This window comes from Citrobacter sp. T1.2D-1 (genome assembly GCF_950098555.1).
Lineage (GTDB): Bacteria > Pseudomonadota > Gammaproteobacteria > Enterobacterales > Enterobacteriaceae > Citrobacter_A > Citrobacter_A telavivensis.
Genome location: NZ_CATNHH010000056.1, coordinates 50,547 through 75,836, shown reverse-complemented (window position 1 = coordinate 75,836; position 25,290 = coordinate 50,547). Strand labels below are relative to the sequence as shown.

At 54.7% G+C, this 25,290-nt stretch carries 19 protein-coding genes; 17 read left to right on the top strand and 2 right to left on the bottom strand.

Annotated elements, in window-relative coordinates:
* Positions 1 to 256 precede the first annotated feature (256 nt).
* Positions 257 to 2,017, bottom strand: a complete 1,761-nt coding sequence (gene ycaO / locus QQZ17_RS21515) for a 30S ribosomal protein S12 methylthiotransferase accessory factor YcaO (protein ID WP_152405257.1) — start codon at positions 2,015 to 2,017, stop codon at positions 257 to 259.
* 135 nt (positions 2,018 to 2,152) lie between these two features.
* On the opposite strand from ycaO, the gene QQZ17_RS21510 reads away from it, so the two are divergent.
* The 13 genes from QQZ17_RS21510 to QQZ17_RS21450 all read left to right on the top strand — a co-directional run bounded on the left by QQZ17_RS21510 (position 2,153) and on the right by QQZ17_RS21450 (position 17,100).
* Complete coding sequence (locus tag QQZ17_RS21510; protein WP_152405256.1) at positions 2,153 to 2,845, top strand: DUF421 domain-containing protein; 693 nt, start codon at positions 2,153 to 2,155, stop codon at positions 2,843 to 2,845.
* Positions 2,846 to 3,048: 203 nt separating this feature from the next.
* On the top strand, positions 3,049 to 4,137 hold the full coding sequence (serC, locus tag QQZ17_RS21505) for a 3-phosphoserine/phosphohydroxythreonine transaminase (RefSeq protein WP_152405255.1): 1,089 nt from the start codon (positions 3,049 to 3,051) through the stop codon (positions 4,135 to 4,137).
* A gap of 72 nt (positions 4,138 to 4,209) precedes the next feature.
* Entirely contained in the window at positions 4,210 to 5,493 is a 1,284-nt protein-coding gene (gene aroA, locus QQZ17_RS21500; RefSeq protein ID WP_152405254.1) for a 3-phosphoshikimate 1-carboxyvinyltransferase, read from the top strand.
* Positions 5,494 to 5,674: 181 nt separating this feature from the next.
* On the top strand, positions 5,675 to 6,358 hold the full coding sequence (gene cmk, locus QQZ17_RS21495) for a (d)CMP kinase (RefSeq protein WP_152405253.1): 684 nt from the start codon (positions 5,675 to 5,677) through the stop codon (positions 6,356 to 6,358).
* A 112-nt stretch (positions 6,359 to 6,470) separates the two neighbouring features.
* Complete coding sequence (gene rpsA / locus QQZ17_RS21490; RefSeq protein ID WP_046478685.1) at positions 6,471 to 8,144, top strand: 30S ribosomal protein S1; 1,674 nt, start codon at positions 6,471 to 6,473, stop codon at positions 8,142 to 8,144.
* A 147-nt stretch (positions 8,145 to 8,291) separates the two neighbouring features.
* On the top strand, positions 8,292 to 8,576 hold the full coding sequence (gene ihfB / locus QQZ17_RS21485; RefSeq protein ID WP_002463068.1) for an integration host factor subunit beta: 285 nt from the start codon (positions 8,292 to 8,294) through the stop codon (positions 8,574 to 8,576).
* A 203-nt stretch (positions 8,577 to 8,779) separates the two neighbouring features.
* On the top strand, positions 8,780 to 11,044 hold the full coding sequence (locus QQZ17_RS21480; RefSeq protein WP_152405252.1) for a ComEC family protein: 2,265 nt from the start codon (positions 8,780 to 8,782) through the stop codon (positions 11,042 to 11,044).
* Between the two features lie 36 nt (positions 11,045 to 11,080).
* Positions 11,081 to 12,829 (top strand): lipid A ABC transporter ATP-binding protein/permease MsbA, encoded by a 1,749-nt coding sequence (gene msbA, locus QQZ17_RS21475; RefSeq protein WP_152405251.1) that lies wholly within the window; start codon positions 11,081 to 11,083, stop codon positions 12,827 to 12,829.
* Positions 12,826 to 13,803, top strand: coding sequence for a tetraacyldisaccharide 4'-kinase (gene lpxK, locus QQZ17_RS21470; protein WP_152405250.1), 978 nt, complete (start codon positions 12,826 to 12,828; stop codon positions 13,801 to 13,803). The genes msbA and lpxK overlap by 4 nt, the downstream gene beginning before the upstream one ends.
* Before the next feature lie 41 nt (positions 13,804 to 13,844).
* Complete coding sequence (locus QQZ17_RS21465; protein WP_152405249.1) at positions 13,845 to 15,077, top strand: winged helix-turn-helix domain-containing protein; 1,233 nt, start codon at positions 13,845 to 13,847, stop codon at positions 15,075 to 15,077.
* A gap of 51 nt (positions 15,078 to 15,128) precedes the next feature.
* The gene (gene ycaR / locus QQZ17_RS21460) at positions 15,129 to 15,311 is read left to right on the top strand and encodes a protein YcaR (RefSeq protein WP_284554175.1); all 183 of its coding nucleotides are present in this window, start codon (positions 15,129 to 15,131) and stop codon (positions 15,309 to 15,311) included.
* Positions 15,308 to 16,054, top strand: coding sequence for a 3-deoxy-manno-octulosonate cytidylyltransferase (kdsB, locus tag QQZ17_RS21455; protein ID WP_152405248.1), 747 nt, complete (start codon positions 15,308 to 15,310; stop codon positions 16,052 to 16,054). Before ycaR ends, kdsB begins: the two co-directional genes overlap by 4 nt.
* Before the next feature lie 152 nt (positions 16,055 to 16,206).
* Complete coding sequence (locus tag QQZ17_RS21450) at positions 16,207 to 17,100, top strand: YcbJ family phosphotransferase (RefSeq protein ID WP_042320190.1); 894 nt, start codon at positions 16,207 to 16,209, stop codon at positions 17,098 to 17,100.
* Here QQZ17_RS21450 and elyC read toward each other — a convergent pair.
* Positions 17,077 to 17,856, bottom strand: coding sequence for an envelope biogenesis factor ElyC (elyC, locus tag QQZ17_RS21445; RefSeq protein WP_152405247.1), 780 nt, complete (start codon positions 17,854 to 17,856; stop codon positions 17,077 to 17,079). The genes QQZ17_RS21450 and elyC overlap by 24 nt on opposite strands.
* A gap of 135 nt (positions 17,857 to 17,991) precedes the next feature.
* Between elyC and cmoM the strand changes: the two genes are divergently transcribed.
* The 4 genes from cmoM to mukB are packed head-to-tail and all read left to right on the top strand — an operon-like array spanning position 17,992 to position 25,242.
* Positions 17,992 to 18,771 carry a tRNA uridine 5-oxyacetic acid(34) methyltransferase CmoM gene (gene cmoM / locus QQZ17_RS21440; RefSeq protein ID WP_152405246.1) on the top strand — a complete coding sequence of 260 codons (780 nt, stop codon included), beginning with the start codon at positions 17,992 to 17,994 and terminating at the stop codon, positions 18,769 to 18,771.
* 3 nt (positions 18,772 to 18,774) lie between these two features.
* A complete protein-coding gene (gene mukF / locus QQZ17_RS21435; RefSeq protein WP_152405245.1) occupies positions 18,775 to 20,097 on the top strand; it encodes a chromosome partition protein MukF in 1,323 nt (440 codons plus the stop codon).
* On the top strand, positions 20,078 to 20,782 hold the full coding sequence (gene mukE / locus QQZ17_RS21430) for a chromosome partition protein MukE (protein ID WP_152405244.1): 705 nt from the start codon (positions 20,078 to 20,080) through the stop codon (positions 20,780 to 20,782). Before mukF ends, mukE begins: the two co-directional genes overlap by 20 nt.
* Positions 20,782 to 25,242 carry a chromosome partition protein MukB gene (mukB, locus tag QQZ17_RS21425; protein ID WP_152405243.1) on the top strand — a complete coding sequence of 1,487 codons (4,461 nt, stop codon included), beginning with the start codon at positions 20,782 to 20,784 and terminating at the stop codon, positions 25,240 to 25,242. Before mukE ends, mukB begins: the two co-directional genes overlap by 1 nt.
* The last annotated feature ends 48 nt before the right edge of the window (positions 25,243 to 25,290 follow it).

Genomic DNA, 25,290 nt, shown 5'->3' with positions numbered 1-25,290 from the left:
AAAAATAAATTTTAAAATTTAGCAAATGAGTTGAAAATTTTCCTTCCTGGGTCTGTTGGCCAGTTAATTAATATGGAGTAATTGACTTGCAAAGTAACAACTAACCGTTAAGTTGTATAATATCAACTACCAATATTTAACCTTGTTATTACATTTATTTTTGAGCAGCCAAAAATAAGTAAAACGGGGCGCTAAGTGCGCCCCGTAATATAGCTCAGACGATTATTTAAACCTACTCAGCGTAGGTTAATTGTCTTTATTTTGACCAGAATGAAGATTTTGCGCGCTGTAACTTCTCATAGGCCTTCAGCAGCGACTGGTGTGACGCGAAAGCATGCAGATCGCTGTCAACCGGCTGCAAACCATAAAAGGCCGCTTCACCGCTCAACGCTGCGCTGGCAGCCTCCACCGCTTCTGCGCCATACATGCGGACAAACGCGTTCAGATATTGTAGCGGTTCACGCTCTTCTTCCTGCGACAGAAGCAGCAGCGTTTGCAGGCAACGGTAATAATTCGCCCGTTCAGCGCTAAAGATCGACGCATTAAATTCCATCGTCCATTCGGTCCAGATCAGCGCCTGTTCCAGATCGCCACCTGCCAACGCCAGCATCGCTTTCAGCTCGCCAATACGCAGGGTGTACCAGCCGTTATCCGGACCGGTTGCCAGACCTAACAGTTCACGGACGCGGGTGAAATCATCAAACCCTTCTTCGTCTAACTGTTCAATCAGGTTGAGGTAGTCTTCTTTATCCCAGGCGCTGTCCGGCAATGAGAGGAGGGCCTCGCGCAGATGACTGCCCATGCTGTTATTGGCAAGCCACAAATCTTCAGCAGGATAAATATCGGACATCCCCGGCACGATGATCCGGCAGGCGTAGACGCCAAGATGCTCGTAATCAGCGATGTACACTTCTTTATCTTCCGCGTTGAAGATAGCCATCAGGGTAGCGAATTCTTCTTCTGTTGTACCGGAGAAACTCCAGTCAACGAACGGGTAGTCGGCATCCTGTTTGAACAGATCCCAGGAGATCAGACCGCTGGAGTCAATGAAGTGCGTTTCCAGATTGGTATGCTCAGCCACTTCTTCATCGTCGAAGGTCGGTGGCGTGAAGACATCGAGATCTTTCAGGCCGCGGCCCTGCAACAGCTCCGTCACCGTACGCTCCAGCGCGACGCCAAAGTCAGGGTGTGCACCGAAGGAGGCAAAGCAGGTGCCGTTAGCCGGATTAAACAGGACGACACAGATAACAGGATACTGGCCGCCCAGAGAACCGTCGTAAGCAAAGATTGGGAAACCTTCTGCTTCCAGCGTCGCAATCGATTCCACCACCGCCGGGTAGCGTGCCAGCACGTCGGCCGGGATTTCCGGCAGGCTGATACTTTCGGCAATAATGCGATTCTTCACGTAACGTTCAAAGACTTCAGAAAGCCCCTGCACGCGGGCTTCATTACGGGTGTTACCGGCAGACATCCCGTTCGAGACGTACAGATTGCCGATAATGTTCATCGGAATATAGACGGTCTGGTTATCCGACTGGCGGGTGAACGGCAGACCGCAGATACCACGCTCTTCATTGCCAGACTGCAGGTCGATCAGCATGCTGCCTGTCAGTTCTTTCTCGGGATCGTAGAAAGCACGCAGGCGCGCATCCAGCAGACCTTCCGGTACGTCGTCATTTTCGGTCAGCGGGAACCATTTCTCGTTCGGATAATGCACGAACGGGCCATTGGCGATGGTTTCACCCAGCCAGAAATCGGCAAAGAAATAGTTGGTCGACAGACGCTCAAAATATTCGCCCAACGCCGACGCCAGCGCGGCTTTTTTTGTCGCCCCTTTGCCGTTGGTAAAGCACAGCGCACACTCTTTATCGCGAATGTGTACAGACCAGACGTTCGGCACCGGATTCAGCCACGAGGCCTCTTCAATATGGAAACCGAGGTCGAGGAGTTTCTGCTGGAAGCGAGCGATGGAGTCTTCCAGTGCGGCGTCTTTGCCGGGGATAAATGTTTGCGTCATGAAAATCACTTTTGTCGTACGGAAAGCGCGCAATGATACGGGTTTTATGTGACTGACGCTATCGCCGCCACGGACGCGGCGCAAATAAAAGTTTTGGCTATGCTTTTATCCGGTACCTGCGTTAAGGGCATAAAAATGAAAGCATTTGATTTACAACGAATGGCACTCGACAAAGTGCCGCTGGAATTCCTCTGGGAAGTTGCGCTGCGCAGTCTCTACACCTTTATTCTGGTGTTCCTGTTTCTCAAACTGACGGGCAGGCGCGGCGTAAGACAGATGTCATTATTCGAAGTGCTGATCATTCTGACGCTGGGGTCGGCGGCAGGGGATGTGGCTTTTTATGACGATGTGCCCATGCTGCCAGTGCTGGTGGTCTTCATTACTCTGGCGATGTTGTACCGGCTGGTGATGTGGCTGATGGCGCGCAGCGAAGCGCTGGAAGATCTGCTGGAAGGCAAGCCCGTCGTTATCATCGAAGACGGCGAGTTAGCCTGGTCGAAGCTGGGTAACGCCAACATGACTGAATTTGAGTTCTTTATGGAACTGCGGCTGAACGGTGTTGAGCAACTGGGACAGGTCAGACTGGCGATCCTCGAAACGAACGGGCAGATCAGCGTCTATTTCTTTGCAGACGAAAAAGTGAAGCCAGGGCTTAGCATTCTGCCTGAATATTGCACGCAGCGCTTCAGGGTCATGCCGGAAGCAGGGGATTACGCCTGCGTGCGCTGCAGTGAAGTTGTCGGCATGAGCGCCGGGGATAGCCAATTTTGTCCACGTTGCAAAAATCCAGAATGGTCGAAGGCCAGCCGGGCAAAACGGGTCGTCTGACAGCAAAAATATCGGTCTTTCATCGTCAATCCCGAAGATTCTGTTGTGTGAGCGAACACTCATTTTTGCTCTGCTCCGTTTTAGCCATTGCGGCGCGTGTCACTGAATGATAAAACCGATATCCACAGGAATAACTTATACCCAATGTCTGTTCATGTACGAAAAGAGGTTGGGTTAATAACAACACAACGTGGTGAGGGGAAATGGCTCAGGTCTTCAATTTTAGTTCAGGTCCGGCAATGCTACCGGCAGACGTGCTCAAACTGGCTCAACAGGATCTTTGTGACTGGAACGGTCTTGGTACGTCCGTCATGGAAGTGAGCCACCGCGGAAAAGAATTCATCCAGGTCGCGCAAGAAGCGGAGCAGGATTTTCGCGATCTGTTGAATATCCCCTCCAACTACAAAGTGCTGTTTTGTCACGGCGGCGGTCGCGGCCAGTTTTCCGCTATTCCGCTGAACATTCTGGGCGACAAAACCACGGCTGACTACGTTGATGCCGGCTACTGGGCTGCCAGCGCGGTTAAAGAAGCGAAAAAATACTGCACGCCGAATGTGATTGATGCCAAAGTCTCGGTTGATGGCCTGCGCGGCGTGAAGCCAATGCGCGAGTGGCAGCTTTCTGCTGATGCGGCGTATCTGCATTACTGCCCTAACGAAACCATCGATGGCATCGCGATTAACGAAACGCCCAATTTTGGTTCTGATGTGGTGGTGACCGCCGATTTCTCCTCAACCATTCTTTCCGGGCCGCTGGATGTCTCTCGCTACGGCATTATTTACGCCGGCGCGCAGAAGAACATTGGTCCGGCGGGTCTGACGCTCGTCATCGTGCGCGAAGATTTACTGGGTAAAGCGAATGTGGCATGCCCGTCGATCCTCGATTACGCCGTACTGAACGACAATGATTCGATGTTCAATACGCCGCCGACCTTCGCCTGGTACCTTTCTGGCCTGGTGTTCAAATGGCTGAAAGCCAATGGCGGCGTGGCAGCGATGGATAAAATCAACCAGCAGAAAGCCGAACTGCTGTATGGCGTGATTGATAACAGCGACTTCTATCGTAACGATGTGGCGAAAGCCAACCGTTCACGTATGAACGTGCCGTTCCAGTTGGCTGACAGCGCGCTGGATAAGATCTTCCTGGAAGAATCGTTTGCCGCCGGTCTGCATGCGCTGAAAGGCCATCGCGTTGTCGGCGGTATGCGCGCCTCTATCTATAACGCGATGCCGCTGGAAGGGGTAAAAGCGCTTGCCGATTTCATGACCGATTTCGAGCGTCGCCGCGGCTAATCTGTAGTCTCTTTTCATCCCCACAGCGTTGTCTGTGGGGTTTTTATTTCTGTCTTTTGAGAGTTGAGTTTCATGGAATCCCTGACGTTACAACCCATCGCACGGGTCGATGGCACGATTAATCTGCCTGGCTCGAAGAGCGTATCTAACCGCGCGTTGTTACTGGCGGCGTTAGCACATGGCACCACCGTGCTGACCAACCTGCTGGACAGCGATGACGTTCGCCATATGCTTAATGCCCTGAGTGCGTTGGGGATTGATTACACCCTTTCTGCGGATCGTACCCGCTGCGAAATCACTGGCAATGCTGGTCCTCTGCATGCCGACGGCGCGTTAGAACTGTTTCTGGGCAATGCCGGAACGGCGATGCGACCGCTGGCCGCCGCGCTGTGCCTTGGCGCAAACGATATTGTGCTGACTGGCGAACCGCGCATGAAAGAGCGTCCGATTGGTCATCTGGTGGATGCACTGCGTCAGGGCGGGGCGAACATTGAGTATCTGGAACAGGAAAACTACCCACCGCTTCGACTGCGTGGCGGGTTTACCGGTGGACAGGTTGAGGTTGATGGTAGCGTCTCCAGCCAGTTCCTCACCGCGCTGCTGATGACCGCGCCTCTGGCACCACAGGATACGGTGATTGGCATTAAAGGTGAGCTGGTGTCGAAACCGTATATTGATATCACGTTGAACCTGATGAAAACCTTTGGCGTTGAGATAGAGAACCAGAGCTATCAGCGTTTTGTGGTCAAAGGCGGTCAGCAGTATCAATCTCCGGGCCACTATCTGGTTGAAGGTGATGCTTCATCGGCCTCCTATTTCCTTGCGGCAGGCGCAATTAAAGGCGGGACGGTGAAAGTGACCGGGATTGGCCGCAACAGCATGCAGGGCGATATTCGCTTTGCCGATGTGCTGGAGAAGATGGGCGCGACGGTAACCTGGGGTGACGACTTTATCGCCTGTACCCGCGGAGAGCTCAACGCAATCGACATGGACATGAACCACATTCCGGATGCGGCGATGACCATTGCCACCGCGGCGCTGTTTGCCAAAGGTACGACGACGCTTCGCAACATCTATAACTGGCGTGTCAAAGAGACTGACCGTCTGTTTGCGATGGCGACCGAACTGCGCAAGGTTGGCGCGGAAGTGGAAGAGGGGCAGGATTTTATTCGCATCACGCCGCCGGCCAAGCTGAAGTTTGCCGAAATTGGCACCTATAACGATCATCGCATGGCGATGTGCTTCTCGCTGGTGGCGCTATCTGACACGGCGGTCACGATCCTTGACCCCAAATGTACCGCCAAAACCTTCCCTGACTATTTCGAACAACTGGCGCGTATCAGCACACCTGCCTGATAAACGTAAAACATTGTCATCTTTCGGGCTGGTTGCTCACCAGCCCGCTATAATTGCGCAATTATTCTTCATCTGATTACAGACTAAACCGGTTTTTGCACACAACGTTAACGATTGTGGGCGTTGGCGCGTATAATGCGCGGCGTTTACGTTAACAGAACGCCTGTTTAAGGAGATAAAGATGACGGCAATTGCCCCGGTAATTACCATTGATGGCCCAAGCGGTGCAGGAAAAGGCACCTTGTGCAAAGCGATGGCGGAAGCATTGCAATGGCATCTGTTGGACTCAGGCGCAATCTATCGCGTGCTGGCGCTGGCGGCATTACATCATCATGTCGATGTCGCCTCAGAAGACGCGCTGGTTCCGCTGGCAACCCATCTTGATGTCCGTTTTGTCTCAACGGACGGAAATCTGGAAGTAATTCTGGAAGGAGAAGACGTCAGCGGTGAAATCCGCACGCAGGAAGTCGCCAATGCCGCCTCTCAGGTTGCTGCGTTCCCTCGCGTGCGCGAAGCGCTGCTGCGTCGTCAACGCGCTTTCCGTGAAGCGCCAGGACTTATCGCCGACGGACGCGACATGGGAACGGTAGTTTTCCCGGATGCGCCAGTGAAAATTTTCCTTGACGCCTCTTCGGAAGAACGTGCGCATCGCCGTATGCTACAGTTGCAGGAGAAAGGCTTTAGTGTTAACTTTGAGCGCCTTTTGGCCGAGATCAAAGAACGTGACGATCGCGACCGAAACCGTGCTGTAGCGCCGCTGGTTCCCGCTGCTGATGCTTTAGTTTTAGATTCCACACGATTAAGCATTGAGCAAGTGATTGAAAAAACGCTACAATACGCGCGCCAAAAACTGGCACTCGCTTAAGAGCGACCGAATTTGCAGTACCCCCGTTGCAATGGAATGACAGCGGGTATGTTAAACAACCCCATCCGACATGGTGTCAGGTGGACGTTAAATCTAACTTCGAAGATTAAACATGACTGAATCTTTTGCTCAACTATTTGAAGAATCCTTAAAAACAATCGAAACCCGTCCGGGTTCCATCGTTCGTGGCGTTGTTGTTGCTATCGACAAAGACGTCGTTCTGGTTGATGCGGGCCTGAAATCTGAATCTGCAATCCCTGCAGAGCAGTTCAAAAACGCAGCCGGCGAGCTGGAAATCCAGGTCGGTGACGAAGTTGACGTTGCGCTGGACGCAGTAGAAGACGGCTTCGGCGAAACCCTGCTGTCCCGTGAGAAAGCTAAGCGTCACGAAGCTTGGATCACGCTGGAAAAAGCATACGAAGACGCTGAAACTGTTGTTGGTGTTATCAACGGCAAAGTTAAGGGCGGCTTCACTGTTGAGCTGAACGGTATTCGTGCGTTCCTGCCAGGTTCACTGGTAGACGTTCGTCCGGTGCGCGATACGCTGCACCTGGAAGGCAAAGAGCTTGAGTTCAAAGTCATCAAGCTGGATCAGAAGCGCAACAACGTTGTTGTTTCTCGTCGTGCCGTGATCGAATCCGAAAACAGCGCAGAGCGCGATCAGCTGCTGGAAAACCTGCAGGAAGGCATGGAAGTTAAAGGTATCGTTAAGAACCTCACTGACTACGGTGCATTCGTTGATCTGGGTGGCGTTGACGGCCTGCTGCACATCACCGATATGGCATGGAAACGCGTTAAGCATCCAAGCGAAATCGTAAACGTTGGCGACGAAATCACTGTTAAAGTGCTGAAGTTCGACCGCGAACGTACCCGTGTATCCCTGGGCCTGAAACAGCTGGGCGAAGATCCGTGGGTTGCTATCGCTAAGCGTTATCCGGAAGGTACCAAACTGACCGGTCGCGTGACCAACCTGACTGACTACGGCTGCTTCGTTGAAATCGAAGAAGGCGTTGAAGGCCTGGTTCACGTTTCCGAAATGGACTGGACCAACAAAAACATCCACCCGTCCAAAGTTGTTAACGTTGGCGACGTAGTGGAAGTCATGGTTCTGGATATCGACGAAGAACGTCGTCGTATCTCCCTGGGCCTGAAGCAGTGCAAATCTAACCCATGGCAGCAGTTCGCGGAAACCCACAACAAGGGTGACCGTGTTGAAGGTAAAATCAAGTCTATCACTGACTTTGGTATCTTCATCGGCTTGGACGGCGGCATCGACGGCCTGGTTCACCTGTCTGACATCTCCTGGAACGTTGCAGGCGAAGAAGCAGTTCGTGAATACAAAAAAGGCGACGAAATCGCAGCAGTTGTTCTGCAGGTTGACGCAGAGCGCGAGCGTATCTCTCTGGGCGTTAAACAGCTGGCAGAAGATCCGTTCAACAACTGGGTTGCACTGAACAAGAAAGGCGCAATCGTAAACGGTAAAGTGACTGCAGTTGACGCGAAAGGCGCAACCGTAGAACTGGCTGACGGCGTTGAAGGTTACCTGCGCGCTTCTGAAGCATCCCGTGACCGCGTTGAAGATGCTACCCTGGTTCTGAGCGTGGGTGACGACGTTGAAGCTAAATTCACCGGCGTTGACCGTAAGAACCGTGCAATCAGCCTGTCTGTTCGTGCTAAAGACGAAGCTGATGAGAAAGATGCCATCGCAACTGTTAACAAACAGGAAGATGCAAACTTCTCTAACAACGCAATGGCTGAAGCTTTCAAAGCAGCTAAAGGCGAGTAATTCTTTGATACTTCGGGATGTTTCGTCCCGAAGTCAGATGAGAATACTTGACAGATTATAGAATTCGTTCTGTAATCAATGACAAAGGGCGGCTACGGCCGCCCTTAATCAATGCGACAGCAGCAGCTTATTGGAACCGGAGGAATCATGACCAAGTCAGAATTGATTGAAAGACTTGCCACTCAGCAATCTCATATTCCCGCGAAAGCGGTTGAAGATGCAGTAAAAGAGATGCTGGAGCATATGGCCTCGACTCTTGCACAGGGCGAGCGTATTGAAATCCGCGGTTTCGGCAGCTTTTCTTTGCATTACCGTGCACCACGTACCGGGCGTAACCCGAAGACTGGCGATAAAGTGGATCTGGAAGGAAAATATGTTCCGCACTTTAAGCCGGGTAAAGAACTGCGCGATCGCGCCAATATTTACGGTTAAGTTTTTCGCAAAACATAGCCTAGGAAAAGCACCTTTACGGTGCTTTTTTCTTGCCTGCAGCCCGTCCTGGAGTACCACTCGCATTTCACGTTGCATATTGCCGGGCGGCGATGAAAATTGCGGAATCATGACCGTAAATCCCTCATTCTACACCTGACAACCACTGTTCAGATCTGGACACTTCCGCTAACAGGGAGGTGTCCATGAAAATAACGACGGTTAGTCTGTGCGCATTAGGGGGGATCTTCCCTTTATTCTTGCTGCCCACGCTTCCAGGTTCAGTGGTTGTGAGCGTCCTGTTTGTGCTGGCCTGTTTGCTCGCTCTGCTCCGCTGGAAAGTGGCGAAGTGTGCCGGGCTCCTCCTGCTGTTTTTTCTCTGGGGCGTCATGGCGGCGAAGCAGTCGCTGTGGGCGGTAAATACATTGCCAGTCGCCACGCAGGAGGCGGTCGTAGAGCTTACGGCCACGGATAACATGACAACACATGCCGGGTGGATCACGCATCTTAATGGGCATCGACTTTTCCCTGCCGTAGGCATTGTGCTTTATGACCAATACTTGCCGATAGCACCGTGTGCGGGGCAACGTTGGGCGATGACGCTGAAGGTTCGCGCTATTCACGCCGAGTTGAATGACGGCGGATTTGACAGCCAGCGTTATGCCTTAGCACAGCATCAGCCGCTCACCGGTCGCTTTTTGCAGGCAAAGGTGGTCGACAGTGGATGCAGCTGGCGGGCTCGCTATCTCGCCTCGCTGACCGCCTCTCTGGAGAACTATTCCTGGCAGCAGGTCATTCTGGGGCTGGGGATGGGAGAACGCCTGCTGGTCCCGCAGGAGGTCAAAGCGATTATGCGTGATACTGGTACGGCGCATTTGATGGCGATTTCCGGCCTGCATATCGCTTTCGCGGCTTTACTGGCTGCCGCTCTGTTGCGGGGTGTGCAGTTTCTGTTGCCGGTCGCCGGGATCCGCTGGCAACACCCGCTGATTGGTGGGCTTATTTGCGCGGTGTGTTATGCCTGGTTGACCGGACTGCAACCCCCGGCGTTACGCACGGTGGTGGCGCTGCTGGTGTGGGGGGCACTGAAATTAAGCGGACGGCAATGGAGCGGTTGGTCGGTCTGGTGCTGCTGTCTGGCGGCCATTCTGGTTGTCGATCCCGTTGCTGTAATCTCGCAAAGCCTGTGGCTTTCTGCCTTTGCCGTTGCGGCTTTGCTGTTCTGGTATCAATGGTTTCCTTGTCCTGCCTTGCGCTTACCGCGCGCCGGGCGTTTGCTTGTTGAATTGGCACATCTGCAACTGGGGATTACCCTGTTGCTCCTGCCGCTACAAATTGCGCTGTTTCACGGTATCAGCCTGACCTCTTTTGTCGCAAATCTGTTTGCTGTTCCGCTGGTTACGTTTGTCAGCGTTCCGTTGATCCTCGCTGGAATGGTGGTTCACCTCACCGGTCCGCTGTTTCTCGAGGGCGGACTCTGGTATCTGGCCGATCGTTCATTGGCCACGTTATTCTGGGCGCTTAAGCTCTTGCCTGCAGGGTGGATCAATGTTGATGTTCGTTGGCAGTGGCTGGTCTTTGTCCCCTGGCTTATGTTACTCGGCTGGCGATTCGTTGCATGGCGCATCTTTCCCGGCCTCTGTCTGGCGACGCTGGCGCTATTGAGTTGGCCGTTCTGGAGTCCGACACGTACCGACGCCTGGCAGGTGCACATGCTGGATGTTGGACAAGGATTGGCGATGGTCATCGCCCGCAATGGTAAAGCGTTACTCTACGATACCGGGTTGGCCTGGCCGGGGGGTGACAGCGCGCAGCAGATCATCATTCCATGGCTGCGCTGGCACCATCTGCAGCCAGAGGGCATCATTCTCAGCCATGAGCATCTTGACCATCGCGGTGGACTACACTCTTTGCAGACAACCTGGCCAACGCTTTGGGTACGCAGCCCGCTAGGATGGCCGGGCCATTTGCCCTGTTATCGTGGCGAGACGTGGCAATGGCAGGGATTGTGGTTTAGCGTGCACTGGCCGTTGAAGGGGGACCAGACGCAGGGAAATAACCACTCCTGTGTCGTAAAGATTGATGATGGCATGCACAGTATTCTGCTGACGGGTGATATAGAGTCCCCGGCGGAACAGAAAATGTTAAGCCATTACTGGCAGCATCTTTCAGCAACGGTAGTCCAGGTACCACATCATGGCAGCAACAGTTCTTCTTCACTGGCATTCATTCAACGCGCCAATGGCCGGGCGGCGCTGGCCTCGGCATCACGCTACAACGCCTGGCGGCTGCCGTCCCACAAGGTGAAGCAGCGCTATCAGCAACAGGGGTACCGGTGGTGTGATACCCCGCATCAGGGGCAAATTTCGCTGGATTTTTCAACACAGGGCTGGCAGGTCATCAGCCTGCGGGAGCAAATTTTACCTCGTTGGTATCATCAGTGGTTTGGCGTGTCAGACGATAACGGGTAGAATATGCGGCTATTTCAACAGATGCTGGTTTCTTGAATGCATAACGATAAAGATCTCTCTACGTGGCAGACGTTTCGCCGACTGTGGCCAACCATTGCGCCTTTCAAATCGGGTCTGATCGTGGCGGGTGTTGCGTTAATCCTCAACGCGGCCAGCGATACCTTCATGTTATCGCTCCTCAAACCATTACTGGACGATGGTTTTGGTAAAACAGATCGCTCAGTGTTGCTTTGGATGCCGCTGGTGGTTATTGGGCTGATGATTTTACGTGGTATCACCAGCTATATCTCCAGCTACTGTATTTCCTGGGTATCAGGAAAAGTGGTGATGACCATGCGTCGTCGCCTGTTTGGTCATATGATGGGCATGCCGGTTTCCTTCTTTGACAAGCAGTCCACCGGGACGCTGCTTTCTCGCATTACTTACGATTCTGAACAGGTTGCCTCTTCGTCTTCCGGCGCGCTGATTACCGTTGTGCGTGAAGGCGCATCCATTATCGGCCTGTTCATCATGATGTTCTATTACAGCTGGCAGTTGTCGATCATCCTGGTTGTGCTGGCACCTATCGTGTCGATTGCGATTCGTGTGGTCTCCAAACGTTTTCGTGCTATCAGTAAGAATATGCAGAATACGATGGGGCAGGTGACGACCAGCGCGGAACAGATGCTGAAAGGCCATAAAGAGGTCCTGATCTTCGGTGGTCAGGGGGTGGAAACGAAGCGCTTCGACAAAGTCAGTAACAAGATGCGCTTGCAGGGAATGAAGATGGTTTCTGCCTCTTCCATTTCCGATCCTATCATCCAGTTGATTGCTTCTCTGGCGCTGGCGTTTGTTCTGTACGCGGCCAGCTTCCCAAGCGTTATGGACAGCCTGACGGCAGGGACGATCACCGTGGTCTTCTCGTCAATGATTGCCCTGATGCGTCCGCTGAAATCGCTGACCAACGTCAACGCCCAGTTCCAGCGTGGTATGGCCGCATGCCAGACCCTGTTTGCAATTCTGGATAGCGAGCAGGAAAAAGACGAAGGTAAACGCGTGATTGAACGTGCGACCGGCGATCTGGAATTCCGTAATGTGACCTTTACCTATCCGGGCCGCGAAGTGCCGGCTCTGCGCAATATCAACCTGAAAATCCCGGCAGGCAAAACCGTTGCGCTGGTGGGGCGTTCAGGTTCCGGTAAATCAACCATTGCCAGTCTGATCACGCGTTTTTACGACATCAATGAAGGCGAAATCCTCATGGATGGTCACGATCTACGTGAGTACACCTTGGCCTCGTTGCGTAATCAGGTGGCGCTGGTTTCGCAAAACGTGCATCTGTTCAACGACACGGTGGCGAACAACATCGCCTACGCGCGAACTGAGCAGTATAGCCGTGAGCAGATCGAAGAAGCGGCTCGTATGGCCTATGCCATGGACTTTATCAATAAAATGGATGACGGCCTTGATACGGTGATCGGCGAAAACGGCGTGTTGCTGTCCGGCGGTCAGCGTCAGCGTATCGCCATTGCGCGCGCCTTGCTGCGAGACAGCCCGATTCTGATCCTTGATGAAGCCACGTCAGCGCTGGATACCGAATCAGAGCGCGCCATTCAGGCGGCGCTGGACGAACTGCAGAAAAACCGCACCTCGCTGGTTATTGCGCACCGTCTCTCAACCATCGAGCAGGCTGATGAAATTGTGGTCGTGGAAGATGGTCTGATTGTGGAACGCGGTACGCACAGCGAACTGCTGGAACATCGCGGCGTCTATGCGCAACTGCACAAAATGCAATTTGGTCAATGATCGCACGCATCTGGTCCGGTGAGTCGCCCTTATGGCGACTGTTACTCCCTCTCTCCTGGCTGTACGGCCTGGTGAGCGGGGGGATTCGTCTGTGTTATACGCTCGGGATCAAGCGCGCCTGGCGTGCACCGGTGCCGGTGGTGGTGGTCGGTAACCTGACGGCGGGCGGTAACGGTAAAACGCCGGTAGTGATCTGGCTGGTGGAACAGCTCCAGCGGCGCGGTCTTCGCGTTGGGGTGGTTTCCCGCGGTTACGGTGGCAAAGCGGCGTCTTATCCCTTACTGCTGAATGCCGAAACGACCACAGCAGAAGCGGGTGATGAACCGGTGCTGATTTATCAGCGCACCGGCGCACCGGTATCGGTATCACCCAACCGGGCCGACGCGGTTAAAGCGATTCTGGCGCATCACGATGTACAGATTATCGTCACCGATGATGGCCTTCAGCACTACCGTCTGGCCCGCGATGTTGAGATTGTGGTGGTTGATGGCGTGCGTCGTTTCGGTAACGGCTGGTGGCTACCGGCAGGCCCGATGCGTGAACGGGCCGGTCGGCTGAAAACGGTGGATGCGGTCATTGTCAACGGTGGCATCCCGCAGGCGGGGGAGATCCCGATGCGTCTGGCGGCAGGACTGGCTGTGAACCTGCGTACCGGTGAGCGTCGCGATGTCGCGCAATTGCAAAATGTCGTGGCGATGGCGGGTATTGGTCATCCGCCGCGCTTTTTTGCCACGTTAGAGGCCTGTGGCGTACAGCCACAGAAATGTGTTCCGCTGGCAGATCATCAGGCGTTGACTTCGCGTGATGTCAACGGCTTACTGAACTCGTCGCAAACGCTGATCATGACGGAGAAGGACGCCGTTAAGTGCCGCGCCTTTGCTGAAGACAACTGGTGGTATCTCCCTGTCGACGCACATCTGTCGGGGACAGAACCTGAGACATTACTCGAAAAATTGATCTCGCTGGTACGTTAGCGCACCACCATAACGGCAGCGAATGAATGAGGGAATCATGAATGTCGTTGCCGTACCTCTCTCTTACGGATGCCCGTAACCTTCATCTCGCCGCCCAGGGGCTGTTAAAAAAACCACGCCGCCGCGCGCTGGCGAGCGATATCCTGCCGACGATTACCCGCATGTCGCTGCTGCAAATTGATACCATCAATATTGTTGCCCGCAGCCCCTACCTTGTGTTGTTCAGCCGACTGGGGGATTACGCGATACAGTGGCTGGATGACGCCCTGACGCAGGGCGAGTTGATGGAGTACTGGGCCCATGAGGCCTGCTTCCTGCCGCGCAGTGACTTCACGTTGATACGCCACCGGATGCTGGCCCCTGAAAAAATGGGCTGGAAGTACCAGGCGGCGTGGATGAAAGAGCATGCTGGCGAAATTGAGCAACTGTTGCAGCATATCCATCAAAACGGGCCGGTTCGCTCAGCGGACTTTGAGCACCAGCGTAAAGGTAACAGCGGCTGGTGGGACTGGAAGCCGCACAAGCTACATCTGGAAGGGCTGTTCACGGCAGGAAAGGTGATGGTGATTGAACGGCGTAATTTCCAACGTGTATACGATCTCACGCATCGCGTCATGCCGCACTGGGATGATGAACGCGATCTGCTTCCACGGGCGCAAGCGGAATCTGTCATGCTGGACAACAGCGCGCGCAGCCTGGGGATTTTTCGCGAGCAGTGGCTGGCAGATTACTACCGTCTGAAACGTCCCGAATTACAAAACTGGCGTGATGTGCGGGCTGAACAGCAGCAGATCGTTCCGGTCGAGGTCGAAAGCCTCGGGCCGCTGTGGTTGCATGCGGATATGCTGCCGCTGCTTGAACAGGCACAGGCAGGAAAGCTGACCGCGACACATAGCGCGGTGCTGTCGCCGTTTGATCCGGTAGTCTGGGATCGCAAACGCGCGGAGCAGCTGTTTGATTTCAGCTACCGGCTGGAATGTTACACGCCGGCGCCAAAGCGGCAATATGGCTACTTTGTCCTGCCTTTGCTCCACCGGGGGCAACTGGTGGGGCGGATGGACGCCAAAATGCACCGTAAAACTGGCGTACTGGAAGTGATTTCTCTCTATCTGCAGGAGGGGGTAAAGCCAGGTGTGACGCTGCAAAACGGGTTACAGCAGGCGATAACCGATTTCGCCCGCTGGCAGAATGCCGCCCGCGTGACGCTGGGGCACTGTCCGGAAGGGATATTTGCACAATGTCGGCAGGGGTGGGAAATAGACGCAGTCGCATGAGCGAGTATGATAAGATCTCCTCATTCACTACCCGGTCCATCTGGAGGAACTATGGATCATCGTCTGCTTGAAATCGTTGCCTGCCCGGTCTATAACGGAAAACTCTGGTACAACCAGGAAAAACAAGAACTGATCTGCAAACTGGATAACCTCGCTTTTCCGCTGCGTGATGGCATTCCCGTGTTGCTGGAAACTGAGGCCCGCGTGTTAGCGGCTGATGAGCGTAAATCATGAGTTTTGTCGTCATTATTCCTGCCCGCTACGCCTCCACGCGTCTGCCGGGTAAGCCGTTGCAGGACATCAACGGTAAGCCGATGATTGTACATGTGCTGGAGCGCGCCCGTGAATCCGGCGCTGAGCGCATTATTGTCGCGACCGATCATGAAGACGTCGCGCGCGCCGTTGAAGCTGCGGGTGGGGAAGTGTGCATGACCCGCGTCGACCACCAGTCGGGGACAGAACGTCTGGCAGAGGTGGTCGAGAAGTGTGGCTTCAGTGATGACACCGTGATCGTTAACGTGCAGGGTGATGAGCCGATGATCCCGGCCGTCATCATTCGCCAGGTGGCGGAAAACCTGGCGCAGCGTCAGGTTGGAATGGCCACGCTCGCGGCACCTATTCACGGTGCAGAAGAGGCATTCAATCCTAATGCGGTGAAGGTCGTACTGGATGCCGAAGGCTATGCGCTGTATTTCTCGCGTGCCACAATCCCCTGGGATCGCGACCGTTTTGCGAAGAGTCGGGAGACCATTGGCGATACCTTCCTGCGTCACCTTGGTATTTACGGCTACCGCGCCGGATTTATCCGCCGTTATGTGAGCTGGCAGCCCAGTCCGCTGGAAAATATTGAGATGCTGGAGCAACTCCGCGTGCTGTGGTACGGCGAAAAAATCCACGTGGCTGTGGCAAAAGAGGTACCCGGGACCGGTGTTGATACCGCAGAAGACCTCGAGCGCGTTCGCGCTGAAATGCGTTAATTCTCTTTATGACACTCCGCTCTTTAGTGAGAGGAGTGTCGTACCGTTACGATTTTCCTCGTTTTTTCTTTTCAACAATTGATCTCATCCGGGTGACATCTGTCGGAGTGGCGCTCATTATAAAAGCAGTAGCTTTTATGAGGGCAATCTGAATGGAACAGCTGCGCGCCGAATTAAGTCATTTACTGGGCGAAAAACTGAGCCGCATTGAATGCGTGAATGAAAAAGTCGACACAGCGCTGTGGGCGCTCTATGACAGTCAGGGCAACCCGATGCCGTTGATGGCCCAAAGTTTCACTACGCCGGGGGTCGCACAGCAACTGGCCTGGAAAACCACCATGTTAGCGCGTAGTGGCACCGTGCGAATGCCGGTTATTTATGGTGTGATGACCCACGACGAGCATCCCGGCCCGGATGTCTTACTGCTCGAACGTCTGCGCGGGGTCCCGGTTGAAGCGCCAGCCCGGACGCCGGAACGCTGGGAACAGCTCAAAGATCAGATCGTCGAAGGGTTACTGGCCTGGCACCGTCAGGATAGCCGCGGCTGCGTCGGCGCGGTGGATAATACGCAGGAGAATATTTGGCCCTCCTGGTACCGACAGCGTGTTGAGGTGCTCTGGAGCACGCTCAACCAGTTCAACAACACCGGGCTGACGATGCAGGATAAACGCATTCTGTTTCGCACCCGCGAATGCCTGCCGGCGCTGTTTGACGGATTTAACGACAACTGTGTGCTGGTGCATGGCAATTTCAGTCTGCGCAGCATGCTAAAAGATGCCCGAAGCGACCAGCTTCTGGCGATGGTGGGGCCAGGCATCATGCTCTGGGCGCCACGGGAGTACGAACTGTTCCGGCTGGTGGATAATACGCTGGCGGAAGGGTTGCTCTGGCACTACCTGCAACGCGCGCCAGTGGCGGAATCGTTCATCTGGCGGCGTTGGTTATATGTGTTATGGGATGAAGTTGCGCAACTGGTCAATACCGGGCGTTTCAACCGCTCTCATTTTGATCTTGCCGCGAAATCACTCCTGCCCTGGCTCGCCTGACGCTCCTTTCAGCCATTGCCAGACCCTCCCCAGCGTCTCATAGCTTGCCCGATCGCTATGCATCAACCATACGGGAGAGGGGAGCGCCCGTTCCCACGGATTCAATGGGGAATCGATGGCCAGTTGATTCGCCGGAGCCGGCAGTGGGTTTAATCCGGCCTGCTGAAAGAAAATCATCGCTCGTGGCAGATGAGAGGCGGAAGTGACCAGCAGGAATGGCGCGTCGCCGATGGCCTGCTTTACGGCGGCGGCTTCTTCCTCGGTATCTTTGGGCCTGTCCAGCACAATGATATCCTCTCCCGGTACGCCCAGCGATTGTGCCACCCGCGCGCCGGCTTCAGCCGTACTCACTGGATTGGTTCTGGCATTCGCGCCGGTAAAAATCAATTTTGAACCCGGGTTGGCCCGCCACAGCCGTATTCCCTCATTAAGACGCGGCAGACTGTTATTGATCAGGTTGGAACTGGGGGCCCACTGTGGGTTCCAGGTATAGCCGCCGCCCAGTACGACGATGTATTTCACTTTCTGCGTATCCTGCCAGGTCGGGTAGCTCGCTTCTATCGGGCGCAGCAGATGATCGGCAACGGGTTGCAGGCTAAGCAGGAACAGCGTCAGCCAACTGACACTGATAAATACCTTCCCGGTTTTCTGAAAACGGCTAAACCACAGCAGCGCCAGGCCGATACCCATCATCAGGAGCAGAAAAGGGAGAGGCAGCAGCACGCCGCCAATCACTTTCTTGAGTGTAAAGAGCATCCTTTTTGGTTCCTTTTTTGACCATATAGCAGAAGAATAATCGGGATATTACACCAGAGAGGTTCATTCTCCGCGCGGGTGTGACAAAATAGCGGTTTTATCAGAGAACACCTAAGCCAGCCTGTGGAGAGCCCGATGCGGGATCGCAATTTTGATGACATTGCTGAGAAGTTTTCCCGTAATATTTACGGCACCACAAAAGGGCAGCTAAGACAGGCGATCCTGTGGCAGGATCTCGACCGTGTCCTGGCGGATTACGGCTCGCAGAAACTGCGGGTGCTGGATGCCGGCGGTGGTGAAGGGCAGACGGCCATTAAAATGGCAGAGTGTGGCCATCACGTGACGCTGTGCGATCTGTCCGGTGAGATGATCGCCCGTGCGCAACGGGCAGCAGAAGATAAAGATGTGAGCCACAACATGCATTTTATACAATGCGCCGCTCAGGATGTTGCTTCGCATTTGGAAAGCCCCGTTGATCTGATATTGTTTCACGCTGTGCTGGAGTGGGTCGCCGATCCGGTCAGTGTGTTAGAGACCCTGTGGTCCGTATTGCGTCCCGGTGGCGTACTGTCGTTAATGTTCTACAATGCCAACGGTCTGTTGATGCATAACATGGTGGCAGGGAACTTTGACTACGTACAGATAGGGATGCCAAAGCGTAAGAAGCGTACCCTTTCGCCAGACTATCCGCGTGAGCCAGGGCAGGTTTACCAGTGGCTGGAACAGATTGGCTGGCAGATCACCGGGAAGACCGGGGTGCGTGTGTTTCATGATTATCTGCGTGAGAAACATCAGCAGCGTGACTGTTATGAGATATTGCTTGAATTAGAAACGCGTTATTGTCGCCAGGAGCCGTATGTCAGCCTGGGTCGTTACATTCACGTCACCGCGCGTAAACCGCAGATGCAAGGATAACCTATGAGTGAATTTTCCCAGACAGTCCCCGAACTGGTTGCCTGGGCCAGAAAAAATGACTTCACTATTTCGCTGCCGGTAGACCGACTCTCGTTCCTGCTGGCGGTGGCCACGCTGAACGGCGAGCGCCTGGACGGTGAGATGAGTGAAGGCGAACTGGTGGACGCGTTCCGCCATGTAAGTGATGCGTTTGAGCAAACCAGCGAAACCATTGGCGTGCGCGCGAACAATGCGATCAACGATATGGTGCGTCAACGTCTGCTGAACCGCTTTACCAGTGAGCAGGCAGAAGGGAACGCGATTTATCGCCTGACGCCGCTCGGCATTGGCATTACGGATTACTATATTCGCCAACGTGAATTTTCCACACTGCGTTTGTCGATGCAGTTGTCGATAGTCGCGGGTGAACTCAAACGCGCGGCGGATGCCGCCGATGAGGGCGGCGATGAGTTCCATTGGCACCGCAACGTCTATGCGCCGCTCAAGTATTCGGTGGCAGAGATTTTCGACAGTATCGATCTGACTCAGCGCATCATGGATGAACAGCAGCAGCAGGTGAAAGATGATATCGCGCAGCTGTTGAATAAAGACTGGCGCGCGGCGATTTCGAGCTGTGAGCTGTTACTCTCGGAAACGTCCGGCACCCTGCGCGAGTTGCAGGATACGCTGGAAGCGGCAGGCGATAAATTACAGGCCAATCTGCTGCGCATTCAGGATGCGACGCTGGCCCATGACGATCTGCATTTTGTTGACAGGCTGGTGTTTGACCTGCAAAGCAAGCTGGATCGTATTATCAGTTGGGGCCAGCAGTCGATCGATCTGTGGATCGGCTATGACCGCCATGTTCATAAATTTATCCGTACTGCCATCGATATGGATAAAAACCGCGTTTTTGCCCAGCGCTTACGTCAGTCGGTACAGACCTATTTTGACGAGCCGTGGGCGCTGACCTATGCCAATGCCGATCGTCTGCTGGATATGCGCGACGAAGAGATGGCGCTGCGCGATGAAGAGGTTACCGGGGAACTTCCGCCGGACTTAGAGTACGAAGAGTTTAATGAGATCCGCGAACAGCTGGCGGCGATTATCGAAGGCCAACTGGCTATCTATAAATCGAAAGAGACGCCGCTGGATCTCGGCCTGGTAGTGCGCGAGTATCTTGCGCAATACCCGCGTGCGCGTCATTTCGACGTTGCGCGCATTGTTATCGATCAGGCGGTACGTCTTGGCGTAGCGCAAGCAGACTTCACCGGACTGCCAGCCAAATGGCAGCCGATTAATGATTACGGAGCCAAGGTACAGGCGCATGTCATTGACAAATATTGAACAAGTGATGCCGGTTAAGCTGGCGCAGGCGTTGGCGAATCCGTTATTTCCAGCGCTGGATAGCGCATTACGTTCAGGCCGTCACATTGGTCTGGATGAACTGGATAATCATGCCTTTCTGATGGATTTTCAGGACGACCTGGAAGAGTTTTACAGCCGTTATAACGTGGAATTGATCCGCGCGCCGGAAGGGTTTTTCTACCTGCGTCCGCGTTCAACGACCATTATCCCGCGTTCCGTGTTGTCTGAACTGGACATGATGGTCGGTAAAATTCTTTGCTACCTCTATCTCAGCCCGGAGCGGCTGGCGAATGAAGGGATTTTCACGCAGCAGGAGCTGTATGACGAGCTGCTGACGTTGGCTGACGAAGCCAAACTGTTGAAGCTGGTAAATAACCGTTCAACCGGCTCCGATGTCGACCGCCAGAAATTACAGGAAAAAATGCGCTCGTCGTTAAACCGTCTGCGCCGTTTAGGCATGGTGTGGTTTATGGGACACGACAGCAGCAAATTCCGTATTACGGAATCGGTGTTCCGTTTTGGCGCAGATGTGCGCAGTGGCGATGATCCGCGGGAAGCGCAGCGTCGCCTGATTCGCGATGGCGAAGCGATGCCGGTCGAAAACCACCTGCTGCTCAATGATGAGACTGAAGAGAATCAGCCGGACAGTGGAGAAGAAGAATAATGATTGAACGCGGTAAATTTCGCTCACTAACGCTGATTAACTGGAACGGTTTCTTTGCCCGCACCTTTGACCTGGATGAACTGGTTACCACGCTTTCCGGGGGGAACGGCGCGGGGAAATCCACCACCATGGCGGCGTTCGTCACAGCGCTTATCCCGGACTTAACCCTGTTGCACTTTCGTAACACTACCGAAGCCGGGGCGACCAGTGGCTCACGTGATAAAGGCCTGCACGGTAAGCTGAAAGCGGGTGTCTGCTATTCAATGCTGGACACGATCAACTCGCGGCATCAGCGCGTGGTGGTTGGCGTACGTTTGCAGCAGGTGGCCGGACGCGACCGTAAAGTCGACATCAAACCGTTTGCCATTCAGGGGCTGCCGATGTCGGTGCAGCCCACGCAACTGGTGACGGAAACGCTGAACGAGCGTCAGGCGCGCGTCCTGCCGTTGACGGAGCTTAAAGAGAAGCTCGACGAAATGGAAGGCGTGCAGTTTAAGCAGTTCAACTCGATAACCGACTACCATTCGCTGATGTTCGATCTGGGCCTCATCGCCCGTCGTCTGCGCTCTGCCTCCGATCGTAGTAAATTCTATCGCCTGATTGAAGCCTCGCTGTACGGCGGGATTTCCAGCGCGATCACCCGTTCTCTGCGCGACTACCTGCTGCCGGAAAACAGCGGGGTGCGTAAGGCGTTCCAGGATATGGAAGCCGCGCTGCGGGAAAACCGTCTGACGCTGGAAGCTATTCGCGTCACCCAGTCCGACCGCGATCTGTTTAAACACCTGATCAGCGAAGCCACTAACTACGTGGCGGCGGACTATATGCGCCACGCCAATGAGCGTCGGATCCACCTCGATAAAGCGCTGGAGTTTCGTCGTGAACTGTACACCTCGCGCAAACAGCTGGCGGCGGAGCAATATAAGCACGTCGATATGGCGCGTGAGTTGGGCGAGCACAACGGCGCGGAAGGCGATCTCGAAGCCGATTATCAGGCAGCGAGCGATCACCTGAACCTGGTGCAAACGGCGCTGCGTCAGCAGGAAAAAATTGAACGTTATGAAGCGGATCTCGACGAGTTGCAGATCCGTCTCGAAGAACAAAACGAAGTGGTAGCGGAAGCTGCCGATCGCCAGGAAGAAAACGAAGCGCGCGCCGAGGCTGCCGAGCTGGAAGTGGATGAGCTGAAAAGCCAACTGGCGGATTACCAGCAGGCGCTGGACGTTCAGCAGACCCGCGCCATCCAGTACAACCAGGCGATCTCCGCACTGGAGCGCGCCAGAGCGGTATGTCATTTGCCGGATCTGACGGCCGATAGCGCCGCCCAGTGGCTGGAGACTTTCCAGGCGAAAGAGCAGGAAGCGACCGAAAAAATGCTCTCGCTGGAGCAGAAAATAAGCGTGTCGCAAACCGCGCACAGTCAGTTTGAGCAGGCGTATCAGCTGGTGGTGGCGATCAATGGCCCGCTGGCGCGAAATGAGGCCTGGGGCGTGGCGCGTGAACTGTTGCGTGAAGGCGTTGATCAGCGCCACCTGGCGGAGCAGGTGCAGCCGCTGCGCATGCGACTGAGCGAACTTGAACAGCGTCTGCGCGAGCAGCAGGAAGCCGAACGTCTGTTGGCGGAATTCTGTAAGCGTCAGGGCAAAAACTTCGATATTGATGAACTGGAAGCCCTGCACCAGGAGCTGGAGGCGCGTATCGCCTCGCTGTCTGACAATGTCTCCAGCGCGCACGAACAGCGCATGGCGCTGCGTCAGGAGCAGGAACAGCTACAGTCCCGCATTCAGCACTTAATGCAGCGTGCGCCTGTCTGGCTTGCGGCACAAAACAGCCTGAGCCAGCTCAGCGAACAGTGTGGCGAAGAGTTCACCTCTGGCCAGGAAGTGACTGAATATTTACAGCAATTGCTCGAGCGTGAACGTGAAGCGATTGTGGAACGCGACGAAGTTGGCGCGCGCAAGAATGCCGTCGATGAAGAGATCGAACGCTTAAGTCAGCCTGGCGGTTCGGAAGATCAGCGCCTGAACGCGCTGGCGGAACGCTTTGGCGGTGTGCTGCTGTCAGAAATTTATGACGACGTCAGCCTTGAAGATGCGCCGTACTTCTCCGCGCTGTATGGCCCATCACGCCATGCCATCGTGGTGCCGGACCTGTCGCTTATCGCCGAGCAACTGGAAGGGTTGACGGATTGCCCGGAAGATTTGTATCTGATTGAAGGGGATCCGCAGTCGTTTGATGACAGCGTCTTCAGCGTAGACGAACTGGAAAAAGCGGTGGTGGTGAAAATCGCCGATCGCCAGTGGCGTTATTCGCGCTTCCCGTCCGTACCGCTGTTTGGTCGCGCGGCGCGGGAAAATCGTATCGAAACTCTGCATGCCGAGCGTGAAGGGTTGTCCGAGCGTTTTGCCACGCTCTCTTTTGACGTACAGAAAACGCAGCGTCTGCATCAGGCGTTCAGCCGTTTCATTGGTAGCCATCTTTCGGTGGCGTTTGAATCCGATCCGGAAGCCGAAATTCGTCAGCTCAACAGTCGTCGCGTTGAACTGGAACGTGCGCTGACCGCTCACGAAAATGACAACCAGCAGCAGCGTCTGCAGTACGAGCAGGCCAAAGAAGGCGTTGCCGCACTGAACCGTCTGCTGCCGCGTCTGAATCTGCTGGCTGACGACAGCCTGGCGGACCGCGTCGAGGAGATCCGCGAGCGTCTGGATGAAGCGCAGGAAGCGGCGCGCTTTGTGCAGCAGCACGGCAACCAACTGGCGAAACTGGAACCGATGGTTTCGGTACTACAGAGCGATCCGGAACAGTTCGAACAGTTGAAAGAAGACTACGCGTATTCCCAGCAGACGCAGCGTGATGCGCGTCAGCAGGCGTTTGCGCTGACTGAAGTGGTTCAGCGTCGTGCGCACTTCGGCTATTCCGACTCGGCGGAAATGCTCAGCGGTAACAGCGATCTGAATGAAAAGCTGCGCGAGCGACTGGAACATGCGGAAGCCGAACGTACCCGCGCCCGTGAAGCCCTGCGCGGCCATGCGGCGCAACTGAGTCAGTACAATCAGGTTCTGGCCTCGCTGAAAAGCTCTTATGACACCAAGAAAGAGCTGCTCAACGATCTGCAGCGTGAGTTGCAGGATATTGGCGTTCGTGCTGACAGTGGAGCGGAAGAGCGGGCGCGCATTCGTCGCGATGAACTGCACGCGCAGCTCAGCAATAACCGTGCGCGGCGTAACCAGCTTGAAAAAGCGCTCACCTTCTGTGAAGCGGAGATGGATAATCTGACCCGCAAACTTCGCAAGCTGGAACGCGATTACCATGAAATGCGTGAGCAGGTGGTGACCGCGAAAGCCGGCTGGTGCGCAGTGATGCGGCTGGTGAAAGACAGCGGCGTCGAGCGTCGCCTGCACCGCCGTGAGCTGGCTTATCTCTCGGGTGACGAACTGCGTTCCATGTCGGATAAGGCGCTGGGTGCGCTGCGTCTGGCGGTCGCTGATAACGAACATCTGCGTGACGTTCTGCGTTTGTCGGAAGATCCGAAGCGTCCGGAACGTAAGATCCAGTTCTTTGTCGCGGTGTACCAGCACCTGCGCGAGCGTATCCGTCAGGATATTATTCGTACCGATGATCCAGTGGAAGCCATCGAACAGATGGAAATTGAGCTGGGCCGTCTGACCGAAGAGCTGACTTCCCGTGAACAGAAACTGGCGATCAGCTCACGCAGTGTGGCAAACATTATTCGCAAGACCATCCAGCGTGAACAGAACCGTATCCGTCAGCTCAACCAGGGGCTGCAAAGCGTATCGTTTGGCCAGGTTCACAGCGTGCGTCTGAACGTGAATGTGCGTGAAACCCATGCCACGCTGCTGGAAGTGTTGTCTGAACAGCATGAGCAGCATCAGGATCTGTTCAACAGCAATCGCCTGACCTTCTCAGAAGCGCTGGCGAAGCTGTATCAGCGCCTGAATCCGCAGATCGACATGGGGCAGCGTACGCCGCAGACCATTGGCGAGGAGTTGCTGGACTATCGTAACTATCTCGAAATGGAAGTGGAAGTCAACCGGGGTTCCGACGGCTGGCTGCGTGCGGAGTCCGGTGCACTGTCGACCGGTGAAGCGATCGGGACCGGGATGTCTATCCTGGTGATGGTGGTTCAGAGCTGGGAAGATGAAGCGCGTCGTCTGCGCGGGAAAGACATCTCCCCATGCCGTCTGCTGTTCCTCGATGAAGCGGCCCGTCTGGATGCGCGCTCCATCGCGACGCTGTTCGAGCTGTGCGAGCGTCTGCAAATGCAGTTGATCATCGCGGCACCGGAAAACATCAGTCCGGAGAAGGGCACCACCTATAAGCTGGTTCGTAAAGTTTTCCAGAATACGGAACACGTCCACGTGGTCGGACTGCGCGGGTTTGCCCCGCAGTTGCCTGACCCTCTCCCCGGTGAGGCTGATGCCCCGTCAGAGGCCAGCTAAAACCCCAAAGACGGCTGAAAAGCCGTCTTTTTCATTTCTTAATCAGCG

Coding starts and splice junctions, on each gene's coding strand:
- ycaO (WP_152405257.1), bottom strand. CDS start 2,017: ATGACGCAAACATTTATCCCCGGCAAAGACGCCGCACTGGAAGACTCC.
- QQZ17_RS21510 (WP_152405256.1), top strand. CDS start 2,153: ATGAAAGCATTTGATTTACAACGAATGGCACTCGACAAAGTGCCGCTG.
- serC (WP_152405255.1), top strand. CDS start 3,049: ATGGCTCAGGTCTTCAATTTTAGTTCAGGTCCGGCAATGCTACCGGCA.
- aroA (WP_152405254.1), top strand. CDS start 4,210: ATGGAATCCCTGACGTTACAACCCATCGCACGGGTCGATGGCACGATT.
- cmk (WP_152405253.1), top strand. CDS start 5,675: ATGACGGCAATTGCCCCGGTAATTACCATTGATGGCCCAAGCGGTGCA.
- rpsA (WP_046478685.1), top strand. CDS start 6,471: ATGACTGAATCTTTTGCTCAACTATTTGAAGAATCCTTAAAAACAATC.
- ihfB (WP_002463068.1), top strand. CDS start 8,292: ATGACCAAGTCAGAATTGATTGAAAGACTTGCCACTCAGCAATCTCAT.
- QQZ17_RS21480 (WP_152405252.1), top strand. CDS start 8,780: ATGAAAATAACGACGGTTAGTCTGTGCGCATTAGGGGGGATCTTCCCT.
- msbA (WP_152405251.1), top strand. CDS start 11,081: ATGCATAACGATAAAGATCTCTCTACGTGGCAGACGTTTCGCCGACTG.
- lpxK (WP_152405250.1), top strand. CDS start 12,826: ATGATCGCACGCATCTGGTCCGGTGAGTCGCCCTTATGGCGACTGTTA.
- QQZ17_RS21465 (WP_152405249.1), top strand. CDS start 13,845: ATGTCGTTGCCGTACCTCTCTCTTACGGATGCCCGTAACCTTCATCTC.
- ycaR (WP_284554175.1), top strand. CDS start 15,129: ATGGATCATCGTCTGCTTGAAATCGTTGCCTGCCCGGTCTATAACGGA.
- kdsB (WP_152405248.1), top strand. CDS start 15,308: ATGAGTTTTGTCGTCATTATTCCTGCCCGCTACGCCTCCACGCGTCTG.
- QQZ17_RS21450 (WP_042320190.1), top strand. CDS start 16,207: ATGGAACAGCTGCGCGCCGAATTAAGTCATTTACTGGGCGAAAAACTG.
- elyC (WP_152405247.1), bottom strand. CDS start 17,856: ATGCTCTTTACACTCAAGAAAGTGATTGGCGGCGTGCTGCTGCCTCTC.
- cmoM (WP_152405246.1), top strand. CDS start 17,992: ATGCGGGATCGCAATTTTGATGACATTGCTGAGAAGTTTTCCCGTAAT.
- mukF (WP_152405245.1), top strand. CDS start 18,775: ATGAGTGAATTTTCCCAGACAGTCCCCGAACTGGTTGCCTGGGCCAGA.
- mukE (WP_152405244.1), top strand. CDS start 20,078: ATGTCATTGACAAATATTGAACAAGTGATGCCGGTTAAGCTGGCGCAG.
- mukB (WP_152405243.1), top strand. CDS start 20,782: ATGATTGAACGCGGTAAATTTCGCTCACTAACGCTGATTAACTGGAAC.